The 20173-nt window shown below is 74.5% G+C and carries 18 protein-coding genes; 6 read left to right on the forward strand and 12 right to left on the reverse strand.

The genetic code is table 11. The features are described from left to right. Positions 1-199: 199 nt before the first annotated feature. The 8 genes from HA073_RS06745 to HA073_RS06780 are packed head-to-tail and all read right to left on the reverse strand — an operon-like array spanning position 200 to position 7923. Positions 200-1447, reverse strand: a complete 1248-nt coding sequence (locus tag HA073_RS06745; RefSeq protein ID WP_166455922.1) for a beta-ketoacyl synthase N-terminal-like domain-containing protein — start codon at positions 1445-1447, stop codon at positions 200-202. Continuing rightward, positions 1444-2715 (reverse strand): beta-ketoacyl synthase, encoded by a 1272-nt coding sequence (locus HA073_RS06750; RefSeq protein ID WP_069088550.1) that lies wholly within the window; start codon positions 2713-2715, stop codon positions 1444-1446. Before HA073_RS06750 ends, HA073_RS06745 begins: the two co-directional genes overlap by 4 nt. Continuing rightward, positions 2712-3122: a cupin domain-containing protein gene (locus HA073_RS06755; RefSeq protein ID WP_018784080.1), complete on the reverse strand. Its 411-nt coding sequence runs from the start codon at positions 3120-3122 to the stop codon at positions 2712-2714. Before HA073_RS06755 ends, HA073_RS06750 begins: the two co-directional genes overlap by 4 nt. After that, positions 3119-3826: an SRPBCC family protein gene (locus HA073_RS06760; RefSeq protein ID WP_166455923.1), complete on the reverse strand. Its 708-nt coding sequence runs from the start codon at positions 3824-3826 to the stop codon at positions 3119-3121. The genes HA073_RS06755 and HA073_RS06760 overlap by 4 nt, the downstream gene beginning before the upstream one ends. Further along, on the reverse strand, positions 3823-5370 hold the full coding sequence (locus HA073_RS06765) for an acetyl/propionyl/methylcrotonyl-CoA carboxylase subunit alpha (protein ID WP_166455924.1): 1548 nt from the start codon (positions 5368-5370) through the stop codon (positions 3823-3825). The genes HA073_RS06760 and HA073_RS06765 overlap by 4 nt, the downstream gene beginning before the upstream one ends. After that, on the reverse strand, positions 5370-5849 hold the full coding sequence (gene accB, locus HA073_RS06770) for an acetyl-CoA carboxylase biotin carboxyl carrier protein (RefSeq protein WP_043323610.1): 480 nt from the start codon (positions 5847-5849) through the stop codon (positions 5370-5372). The genes HA073_RS06765 and accB overlap by 1 nt, the downstream gene beginning before the upstream one ends. Continuing rightward, a complete protein-coding gene (locus HA073_RS06775) occupies positions 5849-7573 on the reverse strand; it encodes an acetyl-CoA carboxylase carboxyltransferase subunit alpha (protein ID WP_140946471.1) in 1725 nt (574 codons plus the stop codon). The genes accB and HA073_RS06775 overlap by 1 nt, the downstream gene beginning before the upstream one ends. After that, on the reverse strand, positions 7570-7923 hold the full coding sequence (locus HA073_RS06780) for a TcmI family type II polyketide cyclase (RefSeq protein WP_043323608.1): 354 nt from the start codon (positions 7921-7923) through the stop codon (positions 7570-7572). Before HA073_RS06780 ends, HA073_RS06775 begins: the two co-directional genes overlap by 4 nt. A 429-nt stretch (positions 7924-8352) precedes the next feature. Between HA073_RS06780 and HA073_RS06785 the strand changes: the two genes are divergently transcribed. From HA073_RS06785 to HA073_RS06810, 6 genes are all read left to right on the forward strand, one after another. Further along, positions 8353-9153, forward strand: coding sequence for a BTAD domain-containing putative transcriptional regulator (locus HA073_RS06785; RefSeq protein WP_113972844.1), 801 nt, complete (start codon positions 8353-8355; stop codon positions 9151-9153). A 63-nt stretch (positions 9154-9216) separates the two neighbouring features. Continuing rightward, a complete protein-coding gene (locus HA073_RS06790; protein ID WP_030504426.1) occupies positions 9217-9564 on the forward strand; it encodes a TcmI family type II polyketide cyclase in 348 nt (115 codons plus the stop codon). Between the two features lie 243 nt (positions 9565-9807). Next, the gene (locus HA073_RS06795) at positions 9808-10764 is read left to right on the forward strand and encodes a helix-hairpin-helix domain-containing protein (protein ID WP_166455925.1); all 957 of its coding nucleotides are present in this window, start codon (positions 9808-9810) and stop codon (positions 10762-10764) included. 220 nt (positions 10765-10984) lie between these two features. Beyond that, positions 10985-12184 (forward strand): low temperature requirement protein A, encoded by a 1200-nt coding sequence (locus HA073_RS06800; protein WP_064445757.1) that lies wholly within the window; start codon positions 10985-10987, stop codon positions 12182-12184. Positions 12185-12305: 121 nt separating this feature from the next. Then, positions 12306-12512: a hypothetical protein gene (locus HA073_RS06805; protein WP_030504423.1), complete on the forward strand. Its 207-nt coding sequence runs from the start codon at positions 12306-12308 to the stop codon at positions 12510-12512. 168 nt (positions 12513-12680) lie between these two features. Continuing rightward, positions 12681-13643 (forward strand): TIGR03557 family F420-dependent LLM class oxidoreductase, encoded by a 963-nt coding sequence (locus HA073_RS06810; protein WP_166455926.1) that lies wholly within the window; start codon positions 12681-12683, stop codon positions 13641-13643. A 9-nt stretch (positions 13644-13652) separates the two neighbouring features. On the opposite strand, the gene HA073_RS06815 is transcribed toward HA073_RS06810, so the two are convergent. From HA073_RS06815 to HA073_RS06830, 4 genes are all read right to left on the reverse strand, one after another. Further along, positions 13653-15749: an amino acid transporter gene (locus HA073_RS06815; protein WP_104115214.1), complete on the reverse strand. Its 2097-nt coding sequence runs from the start codon at positions 15747-15749 to the stop codon at positions 13653-13655. 65 nt (positions 15750-15814) lie between these two features. Further along, a complete protein-coding gene (locus HA073_RS06820) occupies positions 15815-16225 on the reverse strand; it encodes a hypothetical protein (protein WP_043323592.1) in 411 nt (136 codons plus the stop codon). A 96-nt stretch (positions 16226-16321) separates the two neighbouring features. Continuing rightward, the gene (locus tag HA073_RS06825; protein ID WP_043323591.1) at positions 16322-17092 is read right to left on the reverse strand and encodes a DUF5995 family protein; all 771 of its coding nucleotides are present in this window, start codon (positions 17090-17092) and stop codon (positions 16322-16324) included. Between the two features lie 112 nt (positions 17093-17204). Then, the gene (locus tag HA073_RS06830) at positions 17205-20141 is read right to left on the reverse strand and encodes a LuxR family transcriptional regulator (protein ID WP_064445755.1); all 2937 of its coding nucleotides are present in this window, start codon (positions 20139-20141) and stop codon (positions 17205-17207) included. Between the last annotated feature and the right edge of the window lie 32 nt (positions 20142-20173).

Consider the following 20173-nt stretch of genomic DNA (forward strand, 5'->3'; position numbering starts at 1 on the left):
GCGGAACCCTACGACGACCCTCTTCTGCATCGCCAGATGCAAATGGCTAGATCCAAAACAGCGGCTGGGTGGATTGCTCAGGCTCGATCGGACAGGCAGGATCGGGGCCACGCCGGCAAGGTAGTCCGCCGGCCGCCGGATGCTGTGCGCGCGGGCTCCCGCGCGGACGGCGGGCGACGACGCTCCCGGGTGGCCCCGCTCAGCGCTCGCCCGCCGGTGGGGGCGCGGCGCCGCGCAGCACCAGCGCGCTGTTGAACCCGTCGAAGCCGCGCGCGCCGACCAGCGCGATCCGGCTGCGCGGCGGGCGGGGCTGCCGCAGGAACGTCAGCTCGCAGCCGGGCGCGGGCTCGTCCGGGCCGGCCGAGGCGGGCAGCATCCCGCGGCGGAACGCCAGCAGCGCGGTGGCCGCGTCCAGCGCGGACCCACCCTGGTGCGCCCGGCCGGTCAGCGGCTTCTGGGTGGTCACCGGCGGGGTCCGGTCGCCGAAGACGGCACGCAACGCGGTCGCCTCGGCCCGGTCGTACGCGGGCACCCCGAGCGCGTCCGGCCAGACCACGTCCACGTCGTGCGGGCGTACCCCGGCGCGTTCCAGCGCCAGCCGCAGCGCCCGGGCGTAGTGCGCCGGGTCGGGGCCGGCGGCCGGGTCGGTGGGCGCGGCGTCGTGGGTGGCGGCCCAGCCGGTGATCTCCCCGTAGACGCGCGCGCCCCGCGCCAGCGCGTGGCCCAGCTCCTCGACCACGAAGACCGCGCCGCCCTCGGCCGGCACGTAGCCGCTGGCCGCGACGTCGAACGGCCGGTACGCGGCCTGCGGGTCGGACACGTCGCTGAGCAGGCCGGAGCGCAGCTGGCAGGCGAGCGCGTACGGGCTCAGCGGGCACTCGGTGGCCCCGGCGATCACCACCGGCGTGCCCCGGCGGACGGTGCGCACCGCGTGCGCGAGGCTGTCCAGCCCGCCGGCCGACTCGGACACGGTCACCCCGGACGGCCCCTTGAACTGGTGGCGGATCGACAGCTGGCCCACACTGGCCGCGTAGAACCAGGCGATCGACTGGTACGCCCCGACGGTGCGGGTCGGCCCGCCCCACAGCCGCTGCAGCTCCCGCTGGCCGAACAGGTTGCCGCCGGAGGAACTGGCGAGCGTGACCGCCCACTGGTACGGGTCGGGCGACACCTCGGGCAGCCCGGCGTCGGCCAGCGCCAGCCTGGTCGCGGCGAAGCCGAGGTGGGTCCACCTGTCGGTCTGCACCCGCTGCCGGGTGTCGCTGAACCCGGCCGGGTCGAAGTCGGACACCTCCCCGGCCACCCGGGTCGGGTAGCGCTCCGGGTCGAACAGCGTGATCGGCCCGATGCGCCGGGTGCCGGCCAGCACGGTGTTCCAGTGCGCCTCGGCGCCGATCCCGCTGGGCGCGACCACACCGATGCCCGTCACCACGGCCCGCGCGGTCATGTCGGCACCGCCGCCAGCCGGCGGAACACCATCGCGGACTGGAAGCCGCCGAATCCGCTGCCCACCGACAGCGCCACGTCCACCGGCACCTCCCGCGCCTCGTTCGGCACGTAGTCCAGGTCGCACTCCGGGTCGCGGGTGGTCCAGTTCGCCGTGGGCGGGACCACGCCGTACTCGATGGCCAGCGCGCAGGCGGCCATCTCGATCGAGCCGATGGCGCCGAGCGAGTGGCCGACCATCGACTTGATCGAGCTGATCGGCACCCGGTACGCGGTCTCCCCCAGCGCCCGCTTGAACGCTGCGGTCTCGTGCCTGTCGTTCTGCCGGGTGCCGGAGCCGTGCGCGCTGACGTAGGAAACGGCCGACGGGGCGAGCCGGGCCTGCCGCAGCGCGTCGCTGATCGCCACCGCCATCTCCGCGCCGTCCGGGCGCAGCCCGGTCATGTGGAAGCCGTTGCTGCGGCTGGCGTACCCGGCGACCTCGCAGTACACGTGCGCGCCCCGGCGTCGGGCGTGCTCGGCCTCCTCCAGCACCAGCACGGCGGCGCCCTCGGCGAGGACGAAACCGTGCCGGTCGGCGTCGAACGGCCGGGAGGCGTGCTCCGGGTCGTCGTTGTCCGGGCTGGTCGCGCCGATCGCGTCGAACGAGGCGACGGTGACCGGGGAGATCGGCGAGTCGGCCGCCCCGGCCAGCACCACGTCGGCCTCGCCGTCGGCGACGAGCTGGTGGGCGTACCCGATCGCGTCGATGCCGGAGGTGCAGCCGGTGGAGACGACCTGCGCGGGGCCGTGCAGGCCGTGCCGGCACGCCACGTCGGCGGCCAGGCTGCTGGGCACCAGCGCCTGATAGAGGTACGGCCCGCCGAGCGCGTGGTCGACCAGCCAGTGCCGGCCGGAGTCGCTGACCCGCACGTACTCCTGTTCCAGGGCCATGGTCCCGCCGACGGCGGTGCCGAGCACCACCCCGGCGCGTTCGCGCTGCGCGTCGGTGAGGACGAGACCGCTGTCCGCGAGCGCCTCGGCGGAGCAGGCGAGCGCGAACTGCACGTACCGGTCGGCGCGCTGCCGCTCGGCGAGCGTGATCCCGGCGGCGTCCGGGTCGAAGTCGCACTCGGCGGCGATCTGCGACCGGAACGGCGACGGGTCGAAGAAGCTGATCCGCCGGGTCGCGGTGCGGCCCTCGGTGATCGTCTTCCAGAACCGGTCCCGGGTGGCGCCGCCGGGCGCGACGACGCCCACGCCGGTGACCACGGTGCGCCGGCCGGTCACGACGGCTCCCGTGGCGGCGGGGCCGCGCTCTCGGTGTCGACGTGGCCGAGTTCCGGGCGGGGGGCGAGCGGTCCGAGATGGAACACCACCTCGGCGGGCTCGTCGCCGGTGTTGCGCAGCCGGTGCCGCACGTCCTTCGGCACGTAGAGCGCCTCCCCGGCGGCGACCGGCACCGGCACGTCGTCCAGGTCCACGGTGATCGCGCCGCGGGCGACGTAGAGGAACTCCTCGCTGTACGGGTGGTAGTGCTCGGCGATCCGCTCCCCCGGCGCGAGCGTGGCCACGCCCATGAATCCGGAGGTGCTGCCGACCGTCTTCGGGCCGAGCAGGACCCGCAGCTCCCCGCCGCGACGGCGGTCGGCCGGCACGTCGTGGACGGAGACCCGGGCGGTGGTGGTGTCGGTCATCGGGTGCCTCCCGCGTACGCCCGCTCGATCTTTTCCTTGATCACGGCGAGCTGGATCGCGCTGTTGGTGTTGATCCGGTCGGTCATGCCGGCGTTGTCGACCGGCGCGGTCGGCTTCATCGCGAAGTCCTGCGTCCACGTCATCCGGGTGCCGCCGGGGATCTCCTCGTACCGCCAGTGGATGCGCATGTACTCGAACGGCCCGGTCTCGACGCGCCGGGCGTGCACCTCGCGGGTGGCCGGGTCGGCGGTACGTTCGCTGACCCAGCTCCACGCCACGCCGTTCTCGTCGGGGTGCATGGTGAGCCGGAAGCGCACCGCGTCGCCGTCGCGGTGCAGGATCTCGGCGACCGCGTACTCGGTGAACAGCTCGGGCCACCGGGCCACGTCGTTGGTGATCTCCCAGACCAGCGGCAGCGGCGCGTCGATCTCCACCGCGTTCTCGGTATGCCCGGGCGGATCGGCCTTGCGGGCGACCAGGTCGGCGACGCCGGCGATGCTGAGCTGCCCGGCCTGTTCCGGGATCTTCACCCGCCACCGGTCGGCCACCACCGCGGACAGTTCGAGCAGCGCCAGCGAGTCCATGCCCAGCTCCTCCAGGCTCGCGGCGGGCGTGCTGGCGGCGGCGTCCGGGTCCAGGCCGCAGTGCGTGACCAGGATGTCGGTGATCTCGCGGGCGAGCGGGCGGTCGGGGGCGACTGTCATTGGTTCCTCCAGGTGGTCGGGCCGGCGGCGGGCACGGCGCGAACGGGGGTACGGCCGGCCGGGTCGGCCTCGGCGCGCGGGTCGGGCACCGCCGACCGCAGCCGCGGTACGACGGCGCCGGCGTGGGCGCCGTCGGCCCGCTCGCCGGCCGGGGCGCTGCCGACGCTCCCGACGGGCCCGTCGGTGGCCACGGCGGGCGGGGTGAGCAGGCGTTCCACCAGGGCGGTGGTGTGCCGGGCGGCCCGGAACGCGGGGTCGCGCAGCACCCGCCGGGCGAACGGAATCGTGGTACGCACACCCGGACCGGCCACGTCGAATTCGGCCAGCGCCCGGTCGAGCCGGTCCAGCGCGGCGTCCCGGTCCGGCGCCCAGACCGCCACCTTCGCCAGCAGCGAGTCGTAGTGCGGGCTGACCAGGTAGCCGGTGTGCCCGTGGGTGTCGACCCGGGTGAACGGGCCGCCGGGCGGCCGGAACCGGTCCAGCCGGCCGGGCGCGGGCGCGAAGTCGCGGTCCGGGTCCTCCACGTTGACCCGGCACTCGATCGCCACGCCGGTCAGCCGGACGTCGGACTGACGCAGGCGCAGCGGGGTGCCGTACGCGATGTGCAGCTGCTCCTGCACCAGGTCCACGCCGGTGACCATCTCGGTGACCGGGTGTTCCACCTGGATCCGGCAGTTGATCTCCAGGAAGTGGCAGCGTTCCGCCTCGTCCACCAGGAACTCCACGGTGCCGGCCCCGGTGAAGCCGACCGACAGCGCGCCGCGCAGCGCCACCTCGGCGACGGTGTCCAGGGTGGCCTGCCGCAGCGCGGGCGCGGGCGCCTCCTCGATCAGCTTCTGGTGCCGGCGCTGCACCGAGCAGTCCCGGGTGCCCAGGTGCACGCCGTTGCCCTGGCCGTCGCAGAGCACCTGAACCTCGACGTGGCGGGCGTCGGCGAGGTACCGCTCGACGTACACCCGGTCGTCGCCGAACGCGACCTGCGCGGCGGCGCGGGTGCGGGCGTACGCGCGGGGCAGCTCCGCGGCCGAGCGCACCACAGTCATGCCGCGCCCGCCCCCGCCCGCAGCGGCCTTCACGATCACCGGGTAGCCCACGTCGGCGGCCACCTCCTGCGCCTCGGCGACGGTGGGCAGTGTCCGGACGCTGCCCGGCGGCAGCGGCAGCCCGGCGGCGCTCATCAGCGCCCGCGCCGTCGACTTGTCCGCGAGCGCGGCCATCACCTGCGGCGGCGGGCCGACGAAGACCAACCCGTTCTCCGCGCAGATCTCGGCGAAGTCGGCGTCCTCGGACAGGAAGCCGTACCCGGGGTGGACCGCCTGCGCGCCGGTCTGCCGGGCCGCCTCCACGATCGCCGCCGCGTTGAGGTAGCTGCGCCGGCTGGCCGCAGGGCCGATCCGGACCGCCTCGTCGGCCAGCCGCACCGGCAGCGAGTCGGCGTCGGCGCTGGAGTGCACCACCACGGTGCGCACACCCAGCTCCCGGCAGGCGCGCAGCACCCGCAGCGCGATCTCGCCCCGGTTGGCGATCAGCACCTTGTCGAACATCAGCCGTCCTGTCCGGTGACCGGTTCCAGGGCGATCAGCGGCTGGTCGTACTCGACGGGCTTGCCGTCGTCGACAAGCACCTCGACCACCCGTCCGGCCTGGCCGGCGGTCACCTCGTTCATCAGCTTCATGGCCTCGACGATGCCGACCACCTGGCCCGGGCGGACCACGTCGCCGACCGCGACGAACGGCATCGCCCCGGGCTCGGGAGCCCGGTAGAACGTGCCCACCACCGGCGAGCGCACGGCCGGCCGGTCGACCGGCGGCGCCGTCTGCCGGGCGGGCTCCTCGATGCGCGCGCCCACCGGTTCGGTCCCGGCGCGCGGCGCCGGCGCCGCCGGGTCGTGCCACTCGACCTCCAGCACCGACTCGCCGCTGCGCAGCCGCACCCGGCGTACCGGCCCGGCCAGGTCGGCGACGAGCTTGCGGGCCTGCCGGCGCAGCCCGTCGAGCACCTGCTCGGACTCCACGTCGGCCATCACGCCACCTCCGGCCGCTCGGCGGCGCGCGCCGTCGCGGCGGGACCGGCGGTGGCCGAGCGGGCCGCCCCGAAGCGGCGGAACCGCTGACGCCGTCGGCGGACCAGCGTGGCGGGAGGCACGGTGAGCAACGGGGCGAGGTTCGCCGCGACCGCCCGGCGCAGCAGCTCGGCCGCGCCGGCCGGGTCGGCGTGCGCGGCCGGCCGCGGCTCCGGCACCAGCTCGTCGACCACGCCGAGGTGACACAGGTCGGTGCCGGTGAGCCGTAACGCGCGGGCCGCCTGCGGCGCCGCCGAGCTGTCCGGCCAGAGGATCGCGGCGCAGCCCTCGGGGCTGATCACCGAGTAGACCGCGTGTTCCAGCATGAGCACCCGGTCGGCGACCGCGAGCGCGAGCGCGCCGCCGCTGCCGCCCTCGCCGGTGACCACCGCCACCACAGGCGTGGGCAGCACGGTGAGCGCGAGGATGTTCTCCGCGATCGCCGCCGCCTGGCCCTGCTGCTCGGCGGTCACCCCCGGATCCGCGCCGGGCGTGTCCACCAGCGTCACCACCGGCAGCCGCAGCCGCGCCGCGAGACGCATCAACCGCAGCGCCTTGCGGTGACCGGCCGGGCTCGCCATGCCGAAGTTGCGGGTGACCAGCTCGGCGGTGGTGTGCCCCTTCTGGTGGCCGATCACCATCACCGGCCGGCCGTCGAGACGGGCGATGCCGCCGACGACGGCCGGGCAGTCCGCGCCGAGCCGGTCCCCGTGCAGCTCCACGAACCCGTCGAACGCGGTCTCCAGATAGTCCAGTGTGGTCGGGCGGCCCGGGTGCCGCGCCGTGCGTACCGTCTCCCACGGGTCGCGGTCCGGCGCGGCGGCCACGGTGCTCACGGCCGGCGCCGGGCGCGGCGCGGGCGCACCTGCCGGCGCGCGGCGGCCGGAGTGGGCGGCGGCGAGCAGCGCGGCGAGCCGGCCGCGCAGCGCGTGCCGGGGCACCACCATGTCCACCTGGCCGTGGCGCAGCAGGTACTCGGCGGTCTGGAAGCCCTCCGGCAGCGTGGCGCCGGTGACCTGGCGGATCACCCGGGGGCCGGCGAAGCCCAGCCGGGCGCCGCTCTCGGCGAGCACCAGGTCGGTGTTTGTGGCGAAGGAGGCGGCCACCCCGCCGTACGTGGGATCGGTGACCACGCTGACCGTCAGCAGACCCGCCTCGCGCATCCCCGCGAGGGCCTGGCTGACGGTGGCCATCTGCATCAGCGACAGCGCGCCCTCCTGCATCCGCGCGCCGCCGGACGCGGTCACCAGCACCAGCGGGACGTCGTCGGCCAGGGCCCGCTCGGCGGTCCGGGTGATCAGCTCACCGACCGCGCAGCCGAGGCTGCCGCCGAGGAAACGGAAGTCCATCACCGCCAGCGCCACCGGGTGCCCGCCCACCCGGGCGGTGCCGCAGAGCACCGCCTCGTCCAGGCCGGTCGCCGCGCGGGCCGCGCCGAGCCGATGCGGGTACGGCAGCGCGTCGACGAACTCGATCGGGTCGACGCGTACCGCCCGGTCCGGCAGCGGCGTGAACGAGTCCGGGTCGGCGAGCTGCGCCACCCGGTCCGGCGCGTCGAGCCGGGCGTGCGAGCCGCACTCCGGGCACACGTCCAGGTTGCGGCGCAGCCGCTTGCGGTAGAGCAGCGACGCGCACCCGTCGCACCGGGACCACAGCTGCTCGTCGCGCGGCGCGGTGGTGGTCACTGAAGCCGCCCGGCGGCGTCGTGCAGGTGGGCCGGGGCGTCGTACCGGTAGAAGCAGTGCGCCATCGCGTCGCGGGGCGAGCGCCAGGTCGGCAGGTACGGCGAGATGTACGGCCGCAGCCGCTCGCTGATCCGGATGAACTCCGGGTGCCCGCGGTTGTCCTCCACCGCGCCCTGCGCCGGCGTCTCCGTCTCCAGCAGATGGACGTAGAGATCGTGCAGCCGGTACAGCGAGCGGTGCCGGACACCGACCAGGCCGGGCAGCTCGGTCGCGTCGGACTCGGCGAAGATCTCGGCCACCCGGTCCTCGGCCGTGGGCACCACCTTGGCGACGATGAGCGAACGGTCCATTCGCGGCCTCCCTGCGTACGTCCCGGTGCGCGGCGAACCGGTCGCGCCGCACGGATTGCCACACGGTGCCGCCAGGGCCGTCTACCGGGCGTCAACCGCACCCCATCGCGCCACAAACATGGTGACGCTGCGTTGACGGGAGCTGTGCGTGAGCTATGGGAAGATCACCTTCCGGATTCCGGGCGGCGACACTTTTTCGCAGATCACAGGCGTGTTACGGGTCCGCGCCGGACGGTCAGGTGGCCGACCGACCGTTGACTGAGAGTAACAGGCATTGATATTCTCCGTCTCGGTCAGCCCGGCCACGGTGGAGGTTCCGGACCGTGGTGGAGGCGTTCCGACACCGGCGTCGCGGGCGACGGGCCGGGAGACGACGGTCGGGACGAGGGTTCCGGTGCTGGGGGGTGCGCCGTGTCGGGTGGATCGAGGATGCCGACGGCGGGCGAACCCGCCCCACGGGTGGCACTGCACCTGCTCGGCGGTTTCCAGTTGCTGCACGACGACACTCCGGTGGTCGTACCCCGGGGGCTGCAGCGCGTCATCGCCCTGATCGGCCTGCGCCCGGCTGCCACCCGCAGCCACCTCGCCGGTCTGCTCTGGCCCGAGACCCCCGAGGAGCGAGCGCTGTCGTCGCTGCGGACCGCGCTGTGGCGGCTGCGGCAGGACCCGTGCTGCCCGCTGCGCACCGACGGCGACACCGTCCGCCTCGGACCGACCGTACGCCTCGACGTGGACGACCTGGTGGAGACGGCCACCCGGGTACGCGAAGGCGCAGTCCCCCGCGGCGCTGCCGGCGCCGGACGCCACGACCTGCTCCCCGGCTGGTACGACGACTGGGTGCTGCTGGAACGCGAACGGCTGCGCCAGCTGCGCCTGCACATGCTGGAGGAACTCGCCGGCAACCACCTCACCGCCGGCCGGCACGGCGAGGCGCTCGAGGCCGCGCTGGAAGCGATGGCCGCCGAACCGCTGCGGGAGACCCCGCACCGCCTGGTGGTCCGCATCCACCTGGCCGAGGGCAACGCGTTCGAGGCGGTCCACTCCTTCTACGTCTACCGTGACCTGCTCCTGCGCGAACTGCGCCTGGAACCGTCCCCGGCCATGACCGCGCTGCTGGACGACACGCTCGCGCCGATCCGGCGGGCCAGCCGCCCGGAACCGCCGCCGCCGCGCCGCACGGACCGGGCCGCCAAGGCGGCACCGCCATCAATCCCCCGGGGTACGCGGTGACGGCGAGGTGACAGCGCGACCGGCACGGTGAGCCCAGCACCGCGCGGCAGAGGGGGTCACACGATGAGTCGACTGTTGGTGGTCAGCCGGATCGTGCCGGGCGCACAGGGACGGGTGGCGCAGATCTTCGCCGAGTCCGACGCGACGGAACTGCCCCACCTCACCGGCGTGCGGCACCGGTCCCTGTACTACCTGCACGACCTGTGCGTCCATCTGATGGAGACCGTCGACGTGGCGCCCGACCTGACCGCGGAACTACGCGACCACCCGCTCTACGAGCAGGTGAACAAGCGGCTGTCCGCGCACACCTCGCCGTACCTGCCGACCTGGGACTCGCCCCGGGACGCGGTGGCCGGCTGCTTCTACAGCTGGACCGCCGCCGGCACCCCTGCGCCCGACCGGATCCGCTGACCGGACACGGGCGACGGACGGGGCGCCCCGGAACCACGCACGGCACCCAGGTTCCGGGGCGCCTCCCGGCCGTGCACCATTCGATTCCCGACGCACGCTCGGTCACTCGCCGGCCACCGGCGGACACCACCCGTCCCGCAGTCGCGGCCCGGCACCAGCCTGCCTGTCGTCGTCGGCGCGCGTGTGCGAAGCTGCCCCGAGTCTTTCGCCACCGTCGTGCACGTACATAGAAGGAGGTTGGCCATGCCGTCGAGCTTCGGGCAGTGGCTGTTCGTGATCCTGGCCCTGCTCATCGGACTGGTCGCCGGCTGGGTGCTCTTCGGCCGCCGGCCCGGCGCCCCGGCGACGCCCACGGTGGAGGGCGCCCCCGCGGTGACCGCCACCGTCGACGAGCCGCGTCCGGTCGCCGTGGTCGACGAGCCGCCGGCGACCGCCACCGTGACCGAGCCCGCCCCCACCGAGTCCGCGACCGCCGAACCGGCCGTAGCCACCGCCGCCCGCACCGCCGACGAGCCGGCCGAGTCCTCGCCCGCCGCCTCCGACCCGGTCGTGTCTGAGCCAGCCACCGCCGAGCCGGTCGGGTCTGAGCCGGTCAGCGCCGAGCCCGTCGTTTCCGCACCCGTTGCCTCCGAGCGGGTCGAGTCCGAGCCCGTCGGTGCCGAGCCGGTGTCGCCCTCGGCTGACGCCGGGCCGGTTGCCGCGCCCGTGGCCGACGCCGAGCCGGCTCCGGCCACCGTTGACTCCGACTCGGTGACGGTTCCGGCCACCGTTGACGCCGAGCCGGTGGCGGCTTCGGCAACCCTCGCCGAGGACGAGCCCGCCACGGAGAAGCAGCCCGCGGTCGGCACGGCCGTCGACGCGCCGGCCACCGAGGCCGCGCCGGCCGAGGCCATCGAGCCGGTCGCCGTGCCCGCGCCGCGTACTTCGGTCGAGAATGTCCCGGCCGCGGCGGACACCGACGCGTCGGACGACTTCCGGCGAATCCAGGGCATCGGGCCGAAGCTGGCCGCCGCCCTGCAGGACGCCGGGATCCGCACCTACCGGCAGCTCGCCGAGCTGGACGAGGCTGCACTGCGGCAGACGGTGAAGGCCGCCGGCCTGCGCTCCGCGCCGGGTCTGGCCACCTGGCCGCAGCAGGCGAAGGTGCTGGCGGGTGCCGGCGCTGAGGCCGATCGGGTGCTCCCGGCCGGTACCGAGTAGACGCTCCTCCGTGTTCCGGGCCGGTGGTGACGATCGTCGCCACCGGCCCGGCGCGTTTCCCGCCCCACCAGAACCCCGAAGTGGTGACATCACCGCGCGACCATCAGCCACCACCCGGACCGGTATGTCGGAAAACTGACCGCTTGCGGACAGGCATCGCTACGGTCGGTGAGGGGCCCTCACGGCCCGCCGCACGAACCGCCACCCGCAGGAGCATGTCGTGCCCACCGCAGCGCCGGAGCCCGGCCGGCGACCGCCGGTCCGCGATCCGGAGGCGCCGCGCCGGGTGACGCTGCTCGAACTCTTCTTCGACCTGGTCTACGTGGCCGCGCTCGCGTTGATCTCACGTCACCTGGTCGGGTCGGTGACCTGGGAGCGGGCCGCCGAGTCCCTGGTCATGCTGATGGCGATCTGGTGGACCTGGGCGATCACCACGCTGGTCACCGACATCTACGATCCGCAGCGCACCGAGATCAAGCTGCTGATCGTGGCGGTGATGTTCGGCGCGCTGCTGATGACCACCGCCATCCCGGAGGCGTTCAGCTCCCGAGGGCTGGTGTTCGCCGGCACGTACGTGGCGATCCATCTCGGACGCGGCCTGTTCCTCATGCCCGCCGTACGGCGGCACCCGCAGAGCAACCAGCGGGCCCTGCGCATCTTCGTCTGGTTCGCCGTGTCGGCGGTGCCCTGGCTGGTCGGCGCGCTGGCCGCGCACGGCACCGCACGGCTTTTGCTCTGGTTCGGCGCCCTGGCCATCGACTACCTCGGATTCCGGCTGGCGTACCCGGTGCCGGTCCTGGGCGCGGTGCCGGACTCCCAGCGCAACGTGACCGCCGAGCACCTGTCCGAGCGGTACCAGCAGTTCTTCATCATCGCGCTCGGCGACGCCGTGCTGGTCGCCGGCACCGTGTTCAGCCTGCACCACTCCGAGGTGGAGAACCTGGCCGCCTTCACCGTCGCGTTCGCCACCACGCTGCTGCTCTGGCGCATCTACGTGCACAAGTCCGGTGAGCTGCTGCCGCACGCCATCGCCCGGGCCGCCCAGCCGAGCCGGTTCCTCAACACCGCGCCGTACACCCATCTGATGATGGTGGCGGGCGTGGTGACCACCGCGGCGGGCTTCGACCTAGTGCTGCTGGAGCCGACCGGGCACACGCCACCGGCCTGGCTGGCGGTGATCCTCGGCGGGCCGGCGCTGTTCCTGACCGGGCGGGCCGCCTTCGAGTACGAGGTGTTCAGCCGGGTGTCGTCGTCCCGGCCGGGCGGGGTGCTGGCGCTGCTCACGATCGCGCCGGCCGGGTTGTTCCTCGCGCCGGTCTACGCCTCGGCCGGGGCGATGCTGGTGCTGGCCGGGGTGGCGTCCGCCGACTACCGCCGCAGCCGGGGCCGCCCGCCGGAGGAGCCGATGCCGCCGCACTGAGCGGGCGCCGCCGGTAATCGGAATCGGCCGCGCCGGGCACCAGCGCGCCGTTTGGCGGATCACCCGCCCGGGGTACATGGCCTCCACCTCGAATCCACCACAACCCCAGTGGAGGCAACTGATGCGCGGCACCTCGATATTCGGCGTCCTGGTCGTCATCTGGCTCATCATCGGTGCCATCGCCGCCGGTCAGCGCGGCTACTACGGCAACGACGAGACGAACTGCGCGGAGGCGGGCACGATCCTGGTCACCATCGTGGCCGGCCCGCTGAACTACATCGGCGCCAACCCGAAGGTGGACTGCAAGCTGCCCGAGCCCTCGAAGTAGATCACCTCCCGGCCCGCGCCCGCCCGGCGAGCGCGGGCCGTTCCGTGCCCGGGGCGCGGCACGCCACCACCCCTAAGGCGTCCTAGGAGGCTGGGTTTGGCCGGGGTTTGCCCGGCGGAGGGGCGGGAACGGCAGCGGTTCGCCGACGACGGAAACGGAGAACCGGGCATGCGGATCGGCTACAAGCTCGCCTCGGAGGCGTTCGGGCCCCGGGAACTCATCCGGCAGGCGATCCGGGCCGAGGAGGTCGGCTTCGACTTCGTCGAGATGAGCGACCACTACCACCCCTGGCTGGAGTCGCAGGGGCATTCCTGCTTCACGTGGAGCGCGCTCGGCGCGATCGCCGCCCGTACCAGCACGCTCGGCCTCGCCACCGGCGTCACCTGCCCCACCGTCCGCTACCACCCGGCGATCGTCGCGCAGGCCGCCGCGACCATGGCGCTGATCTCCGACGGGCGGTTCACGCTCGGCGTCGGCGCCGGCGAGCGGCTCAACGAGCACGTCGTCGGGCAGGGGTTCCCCAGCGTACGGGGGCGGCACGAGCGGCTGCGCGAGGCGCTGGAGATCATCCGGTTGCTCTGGCAGGGCGGCTACCGGTCCTACGAGGGCCGGCACCTGAAGCTGGAGGACGCGCGGATCTGGGACCTGCCCGACGACCTACCGGTGATCGCCGTGGCGGCCAGCGGCCGGGAGTCCGCCGGCCTGGCCGCCGAGCTGGGCACCGGCCTGTTCGCCACCGAGCCGAAGGCGTCCATCGTCGACCAGTACCGCAACGCCGGCGGCCGGGGCCCCCGCTACGCCGAGGTGCCGATGGCCTGGGCCACCGACGAGGAGTCGGCGGTACGCGCGGCGAAGGAGACCAGCCGCTGGGCGGTCACCGGCTGGAAGGTGATGAGCGAGCTGCCGAACCCGGTGAACTTCGACGCCGCCACCACCTGGGTCGAGGACCACCACATCCGCAGCCAGTTCTCCGTCGGCCCGGACGCCGGGCCGCACGTGGAGAAGGCGCGCGCGTACGTCGAGGCCGGCTTCGACCACATCGTGCTGCAGAACGCCGGCCCGGACCCGGACGGCTTCCTCGACTTCTGCGCCCGCGACCTGCTGGCCCGGGTACGGGCCCTCGGGTCGTAGCCCGGCGGGTCAGCCGCCGACGTGGATGCCGGGACGGCGGGTGGGATCCGGCTCGGACTTGCGGATGATCTCCCGCACCACCGGCGGCGTGTCGCCCCGGCCGAGGATGAGGTAGCGCAGCAGGTGCGCGATCGGGTTCCCCTCCGACCACTCGAAGTGGCAGTGCGGGCGTACCCCGGTGGCGTCGCGCAGCGCCAGCAGGATCGCGGCAATCGCGTTCGGCGCGGCCGGGCTGCTGGCACGCAGGATCCGGTAGCCGCCGGCCTCCACCCCGTGCACCCGCAGCACCTGGCTGAACTGCGACGGGTCGCTCACGTCGATCTCCAGGAAGAGCACGTCGGCGGCGCCGGGCACCGGGTTCATCGACCGTTGCGCCCGCTCCTTGACCCGGTACTCCTTGACCGACCCGCGCTGCCGCTTGTTGGCGATCAGGTGCAGCCGCCCGTCCCGGGCCACCGACTCGTCGACGAACCGGCGGGCCGTCTCGTCGAACTCGATCCGCTCGGCGCGCAGCTCGGTGGTCCGGGTGACGCGGGAGATCAGCGACACCGCGACGATCCCGGCGATGAAGAACCCGGAGATGGTGATGCCGTCCGGCTTGGCCACCACGTTCTCCGCCAGCGCGTACAGCAGCACGGCGGTGAGCAGCGCGAACCCGGCGCCGGCCGCGCGGCTGCCGGCCCGCAGCGCCGCGATGGTCACCGCTATCGCGCCGGAGACCATCATCGCCAGGATGCCGGTGGCGTACGCGCCGGCCTGGGCGTTGACGTCGGCGGCGAACGCGATGGTGATGGCGACGCTGATCGCGGTGTAGACCAGCACCACCGGGCGGACCGCGCGGCCCCACTCCGGCGCCATGCCGTACGACGGCAGGTAGCGCGGCACGATGTTGATCAGCCCGGCCATCGCCGAGGCGCCGGCGAACCAGAGGATGAGGATGCTGCTGATGTCGTAGACGGTGCCGAACGCCTGGCCGAGATGCTCGTGGGCGAGGAACGCGAGCGCCCGGCCGTTGGCCGGCCCGCCGGGCGCGAACGCCTCGGGCGGGATCAGCACGGTGGTCACGAACGTGGTGGCGATCAGGTAGACCGACATGATCAGCGCGGCGGCGGTGAGCAGCCGGCGGGTGTTGCGGATGCGGGCGGCCAGCCGCTGCTCCGGATCGGCGCCGCGGCCGCGCACCAGCGGCATCATGCTCACCCCGGTCTCGAAGCCGGACAGGCCGAGCACCAGCAGCGGGAACGCGAGCGCGCTGGTGGCCAGGACGTCCCCGGGTCCGCCGGCGTCGGCCAGCCGGCCGGTCCAGTCGGCCAGCGGCGCCGGGTCGGCGGCCAGCTCGGCCACGCCGGCGACCACCACCACCGCGTTCAGCGCCAGGAACACCGCCACCAGCGGGATGGCCACCTGCACCGCCTCGCTGAACCCGAGCAGGAACACGCCGCCGAGCACGAGCAGCAGCGCCACGGTGACCAGCACCGCCGCTGTCCGGCCGTGCGGGAACGCGGCGGGCAGGGCCGGGTTCTCCAGCAGGTGCACGCTGGCGTCGGCGGCGGAGAGCGTGATCGTGATGATCCACGAGGTGGCGACGAAGCCCAGCAGCACCAGCACGAAGACCTTGCCGCGCCAGAACGGCAGCAGCCGCTCCAGCATCGCCACCGAGCCCTGCCCGTGCGGGCTCTCCCGGGCCACGCGGCGGTACATCGGCAGCATCCCGAGCAGGGTCAGCGCCACGATCAGCAGGGTGGCCAGCGGACTGAGCGCGCCGGCCGCCACGACCGCGATGCCCGGCAGGTAGGACAGCGTGGAGAAGTAGTCGACGCCGGTCAGGCACATCACCTGCCACCACGGGTGCGACCGGGTCTGGTGCTCCCTTACCTCCGGGCCGACCGGTTCGACGCGGTGGGCGAACAGCCACCGGTGCAGCCGGCCGGGCGGTGGGGCCGGCCGGGCCGGGGCGGCCACCCGTTCCGGCAGCTCCGGCACGGGACGACCGGACCGCTCGGCGTGGTCGCCGTGCCGGCCGGCCCGGGCGGCCGCGGCGGCGTGCGCCTCCCGGCGCCGCTCCCGCGTACGCCTGGGCTGTTCCGCGTCCCCCGCCTGCCCCATCTGTTCCCCTTCGTCCCCTGGCAAAGACGGTAGGGGTTGTCCCGGTCGCGGCCCGGCCGAACCGGTCAAAGATCCGCTGCGGCGGCGGTCACCGCGTCGCGCAGCGCGGCCGGGTCGGCCACGGTGACGGTGACCGCCGGGTGCCGCAGCCACGGACCGGGCGCCAGTGCCGGCACCGGCTCGGCGAAGCGCAGGCAGACCCCGGCGGCCAGGCCGGCGCCGAAGGTCACCCCGCCGTCGGCCAGCGACAGGTGCGGGCCGATCGCCCGCCACCAGCGGTACGGCCCGCTCAGCTCGGCGCCGGTGACGTTGTCCCTGGTGGTGCGCAGCAGCCAGGGGCCGAACCGGACGAGCAGACCGTCCGGGCCCCAGTCGACCCAGGCCGTGGCGGGACGTACCCCGAGCAGCGCCAGGGGCAGCCGGAAGACCGGGTCGAAGCGGAACGGGAAACGGCGGGTCGGTTCGTCTCGCGGCACGGCGGCGACGTACCCGGTCCGGCGGGGCCGACACCCGCCGGCGGCGTTCCCGCGTCCCGCGCCCGGACGGCGGGACGCGGGAACCCCCCGTCCCGGCTACTGCAGGAACGCCCCGAGGGGCGACAGCAGCAGCCGGCCGAGCAGCGCGGCGTTGTCGTCCAGCCGCGTCCGCTCACACTCGCGGGCCTCCGGGTCGTGGCGGCAGCGCCAGATCTTCTGCGCGTTGCGCCAGGCCACGTTCCGGGTGTACTCCACCAGTTCGCCCTGGTACCAGTCGTCGATGTCACCGTTCACCATGTCGATCATGAGCTGCCAGTTGTCCAGGTAGCCCCGGCGCAGCTGCGGGATCCGCTCGGCGAAGATGTTGTTGATCTCCAGGTAGTCGCGGTGCTGGTCGCTGCCGTCGATCGGCTCGGAGTCCAGGCTGTCGAACGTCGTCACCAGGGCGAACGGCAGGTCGTAGTTGATGTGCGCGTTGACGCCCGCGGCGGCCGAGGGCAGCGGCCGGGCGTCCGGGCCGCGCATCCGCTTGAACAGGCACGCCCACGCCTTCGGCGTGCTCGGGCTGGAGTCGGTCCAGAACCGCAGCGCGTCGAAGTACCGGGCCGCGAACTCCACGTCCAGGCGGGCCAGGAACGCCGGGTCACGGAACCGGTCGTCGTACAGGCCGTCGAGCACGGTGCTGGTGATGACCAGGTAGAGCTTGTTGAAGTCGGCGAGCGGGCAGCTCTCCTCCAGCGGGGGGAGCCGGACCAGCAGATCCTGCAGCTTGGTGAGATGGTCCACGACCGCCGGCACGTCGGCCGGGTGATCGGCGAGCAACCCGACGATGTCCTGGTGCACAGGACCCCAGACCGGTTCGGTCATTTCTCCTCCACGATGGTCGGCGCCCCCACGACGCCACCGGCGCTCCGGCGCACAGCGTGCCAGCCGGCGCCCGCGCGCCGGATCGGTAGAACGACGTATTGCCGACGTACGTCTATCCCGGACGGCTGCGCAGGAAGATCGCGCTGGCCTGCACCCGCGTACGGACCTGCAGCTTGTCGAAGATGTGCGAGACGTGGACGCCGATGGTCCGCTCACTGATGAACAGCCGCTGGCCGATCTCCCGGTTGGTCAGCCCCTCGGCGACCGCCGCGAGCACCTCCCGCTCCCGCGCGGTGAGCGTGGCCAGCTCGTCCACCGCGGGCCCGGCCGGCGCCGCCCGTGGCCGGGGCACCGGCGCGGGGCCGGGCGCGGCGTCCACGGTCACCCGGGCCCGCGAGGCGATGGTACGGATCTCCGCGGTCAGCGGCACCGCGCCGAGCGACTGGGCCATCTCGTACGCCTGGCGCAGCAGCTTGCCCGCGGTGGCCACCCGGCTGCGCCGTCCCAGCAGCGCCTCGGCCTGCCGCAACCGGGAGTACGCCGCCGGATAGGGGTGGTTGCGCCGGTCCCACTCGAGCGCCGAACGCTCCCACAGCGCGGGGTCGCCACGGCCGTCGTCGAGCCGGCTCAGCTCGGCGTCGCAGAGCGCCAGGAACCCGTCGGCGACGTACCGCACCGGCGCGCCCGCCCGGGCGCTCTTGCGGGTCACCCGGTCGACCGCCTCGCGCAGCCGGCGTACCGCGTTCGGATCCGGCTCGATGGTGCGGCCGGCCGCGGCCTCCGCCTCCGCGCGCAGCCCGTGCCAGGCCAGCGTGGCCAGCACGATCACGTCGTCGGACCGGCTCTCGGTCAGGCCCCGCTGCACCGCCTGCCGGGCCAGGTCGTGCCGGCCCTGCCACATGGACAGGCCGGCGCGCAGGATGAGCATCGGCAGCACGTGCCGGGCGCCGCCGCCGGCCAGCATGGTGGCGACCGCCTCCAGGTCACGGTCGGACGCCTCGACGTCGCCGTACCCGACGGAGAGCCGGCACCGGGCCAGCAGCAGCTCGACCGCGTCGGCGCCGGAGGGGCGGTGCCGCAGCGCGGCGGCGACGACCTTCTCCGCCTCGGCCCACTGCCCCACCCGGAACAGCCCGTTCGTCGCCACCGCCAGCAGCCGGGTCTCCCAGGTGCGGCCCAGCCCCAGTTCGGCGACCCGCTCGGCGCCACGGCGGGCCACCACCACACCCTCCTCGAGGATGTTCAGCGGCCCGGTCATCAGGTCGGCCAGGTGCAGGTACGCGCACGCCACGTCCTCCGGGCCGCCGGAGCGCTCGGCGGTGTCCAGAGCGCGGCGCATGACCGCCAGCCCGGCGGCCGGATCCTCCAGGAACGCCTCGCTGAACCCGAGCGCGGCGCTGGCCATCACCACCTCGGAGGTGGAGCCCGGCACGTCGGCGGCGAGCGCGAGCGCCTCCCGGGCCTGCTCACCGGCCTCGGCGTAGCGGCCCAGGTGCAGCAGCAGCTCGGCCAGCCGGGCCGCGGCCGTGCAGCGCTCGTGCGGCGTGCAGTCGGGCGAGGCCAGCACCCGCCGGTACTCCTCCTCGGCCGGCGCGGACCGGCCCGCCGCGGCCAGGTAGCGGGCGCGGCGGATGTGCAGCGCGCAGACCGGCGGCCCGGACTCCTCGGCTGCCAGCTCCTCCAGCAGGGTCAGGGCGCGGGCGTGTTCCCCGCTGTGGTGCGCGGCCTCGGCGGCGTGGCTGAGCAGCTCGGCCCGGTCCACCTCGACCGGCTCGGGCCGGCCGCCGTCGGGCAGCACCGCAGGCGGCTCGGTGGCGAGCGTCAGCGCGGCCGACCAGTGGCGGTGCGCCTCGGCGTACCCGTGCAGCCGCTCCGCCTCGCGGGCGGCGGCCATCGCGGCGGGCAGCGCCCGGGCCGGCTCACCGGCGTGCCGCCAGTGGTGGGCCAGCCGGGCCTGGTGCAGCTCGCCCGGGGCGGCGGTGAGCGCCTCGGCGAAGCGGCGGTGCAGCGCGGCCCGCTCGGCCGGCAGCAGCTCGCTCGCCAGCACCTCGGCGACCAGCCGGTGGCGCAGCCGGTAGCCGTCGTCGGCGCCGACCAGCAGGCGGTGCGCCACCGCCTCGCGGACCGCGTCGAGCAGCTCCTCCTCGGGCAGCCGGACGACCTGGGCCAGCAGCCAGTGCTCGACCGGTTCGACGCCCACTGCCACCGCGTGCACCACGGCGTGCGCGGGCTGCGGCAGCGCGTCGACCCGGTCCAGGAACACCTCGCGCACGGTGTCGGAGATGCCGTCGCGGCCGTCGCGCCGGTCGCGGGCCAGTTCCTCGGCCACGAACGGGTTGCCGCCGCTGCGCCGCCAGAGCTGGTCGGCGGCCTCCGGCGGCAGCGGCGCCCCGACCACGGCGGCGGCCAGCTCGTCGGTGGCGGCCCGGTCCAGCGGCAGCAGATCGACCACCTGCACCGAGCGCAGCCGGCGCAGTTCGGTGAGGACCCGGCGCAGCGGGTGCGCGCCGCGCAGCGACTCGGCCCGGATCGCGGCCAGCACGGAGAGCTGCAGGTCGCCCAGACCGGCGAGCAGGTAGAGCAGGAGCTGCCGGGTGCTGCGGTCGACCCACTGCAGATCGTCGAGGACGAGCACCAGCGGCCGCCCGCCGGCCACCAGGTGCAGGCCCTGGGCGACGCGCTCCAGCAGCGCCCCGGCGCCGTCCGGGCCGGGCGTCTCCTCGTCGAAGACCTGCAACAGCCCGCGGATCGCCGACGCGGTACGCGCCTCGCCCTGCTCGGCGTCGAGCCGGCGCAACGCCTGGCGTACCGGGTGCAGCGGCGAGGCGTCGCCGATGTCCAGGCAGGCGCCGGTCAGCACCAGGGCCCCGGCCTGCCGCAGCTGGTCACCGACCTCGCTCAGCAGGCGGGTCTTGCCCACTCCGCTCTCACCGGTGAGGAACACCGCCCCGGTCTGCCCGGGCCGCAGGTCGTCGTAGAGCGCCGACCGCAGCGTCGCCATGGTGCCGGTGCGGCCGACGAGCGGTGCGGTGTCCACTTCGCTGGCCATGGGACGCAGCCTAGTCACAGGGCCCCGCACCG

The organism is Micromonospora sp. CMU55-4 (assembly GCF_011602315.1).
GTDB classification, from domain to species: Bacteria; Actinomycetota; Actinomycetes; order Mycobacteriales; family Micromonosporaceae; genus Micromonospora; species Micromonospora chalcea.

Bases quoted from the DNA above. Each gene is read 5' to 3' on its own strand.
- HA073_RS06795 (WP_166455925.1), top strand. From the start codon at position 9,808: ATGCCGTCGAGCTTCGGGCAGTGGCTGTTCGTGATCCTGGCCCTGCTC.
- HA073_RS06765 (WP_166455924.1), bottom strand. From the start codon at position 5,370: ATGTTCGACAAGGTGCTGATCGCCAACCGGGGCGAGATCGCGCTGCGG.
- HA073_RS06815 (WP_104115214.1), bottom strand. From the start codon at position 15,749: ATGGGGCAGGCGGGGGACGCGGAACAGCCCAGGCGTACGCGGGAGCGG.
- HA073_RS06810 (WP_166455926.1), top strand. From the start codon at position 12,681: ATGCGGATCGGCTACAAGCTCGCCTCGGAGGCGTTCGGGCCCCGGGAA.
- HA073_RS06780 (WP_043323608.1), bottom strand. From the start codon at position 7,923: ATGGACCGTTCGCTCATCGTCGCCAAGGTGGTGCCCACGGCCGAGGAC.
- HA073_RS06805 (WP_030504423.1), top strand. From the start codon at position 12,306: ATGCGCGGCACCTCGATATTCGGCGTCCTGGTCGTCATCTGGCTCATC.
- HA073_RS06790 (WP_030504426.1), top strand. From the start codon at position 9,217: ATGAGTCGACTGTTGGTGGTCAGCCGGATCGTGCCGGGCGCACAGGGA.
- HA073_RS06755 (WP_018784080.1), bottom strand. From the start codon at position 3,122: ATGACCGACACCACCACCGCCCGGGTCTCCGTCCACGACGTGCCGGCC.
- HA073_RS06745 (WP_166455922.1), bottom strand. From the start codon at position 1,447: ATGACCGCGCGGGCCGTGGTGACGGGCATCGGTGTGGTCGCGCCCAGC.
- HA073_RS06785 (WP_113972844.1), top strand. From the start codon at position 8,353: ATGCCGACGGCGGGCGAACCCGCCCCACGGGTGGCACTGCACCTGCTC.
- accB (WP_043323610.1), bottom strand. From the start codon at position 5,849: ATGGCCGACGTGGAGTCCGAGCAGGTGCTCGACGGGCTGCGCCGGCAG.
- HA073_RS06825 (WP_043323591.1), bottom strand. From the start codon at position 17,092: ATGACCGAACCGGTCTGGGGTCCTGTGCACCAGGACATCGTCGGGTTG.
- HA073_RS06830 (WP_064445755.1), bottom strand. From the start codon at position 20,141: ATGGCCAGCGAAGTGGACACCGCACCGCTCGTCGGCCGCACCGGCACC.
- HA073_RS06760 (WP_166455923.1), bottom strand. From the start codon at position 3,826: ATGACAGTCGCCCCCGACCGCCCGCTCGCCCGCGAGATCACCGACATC.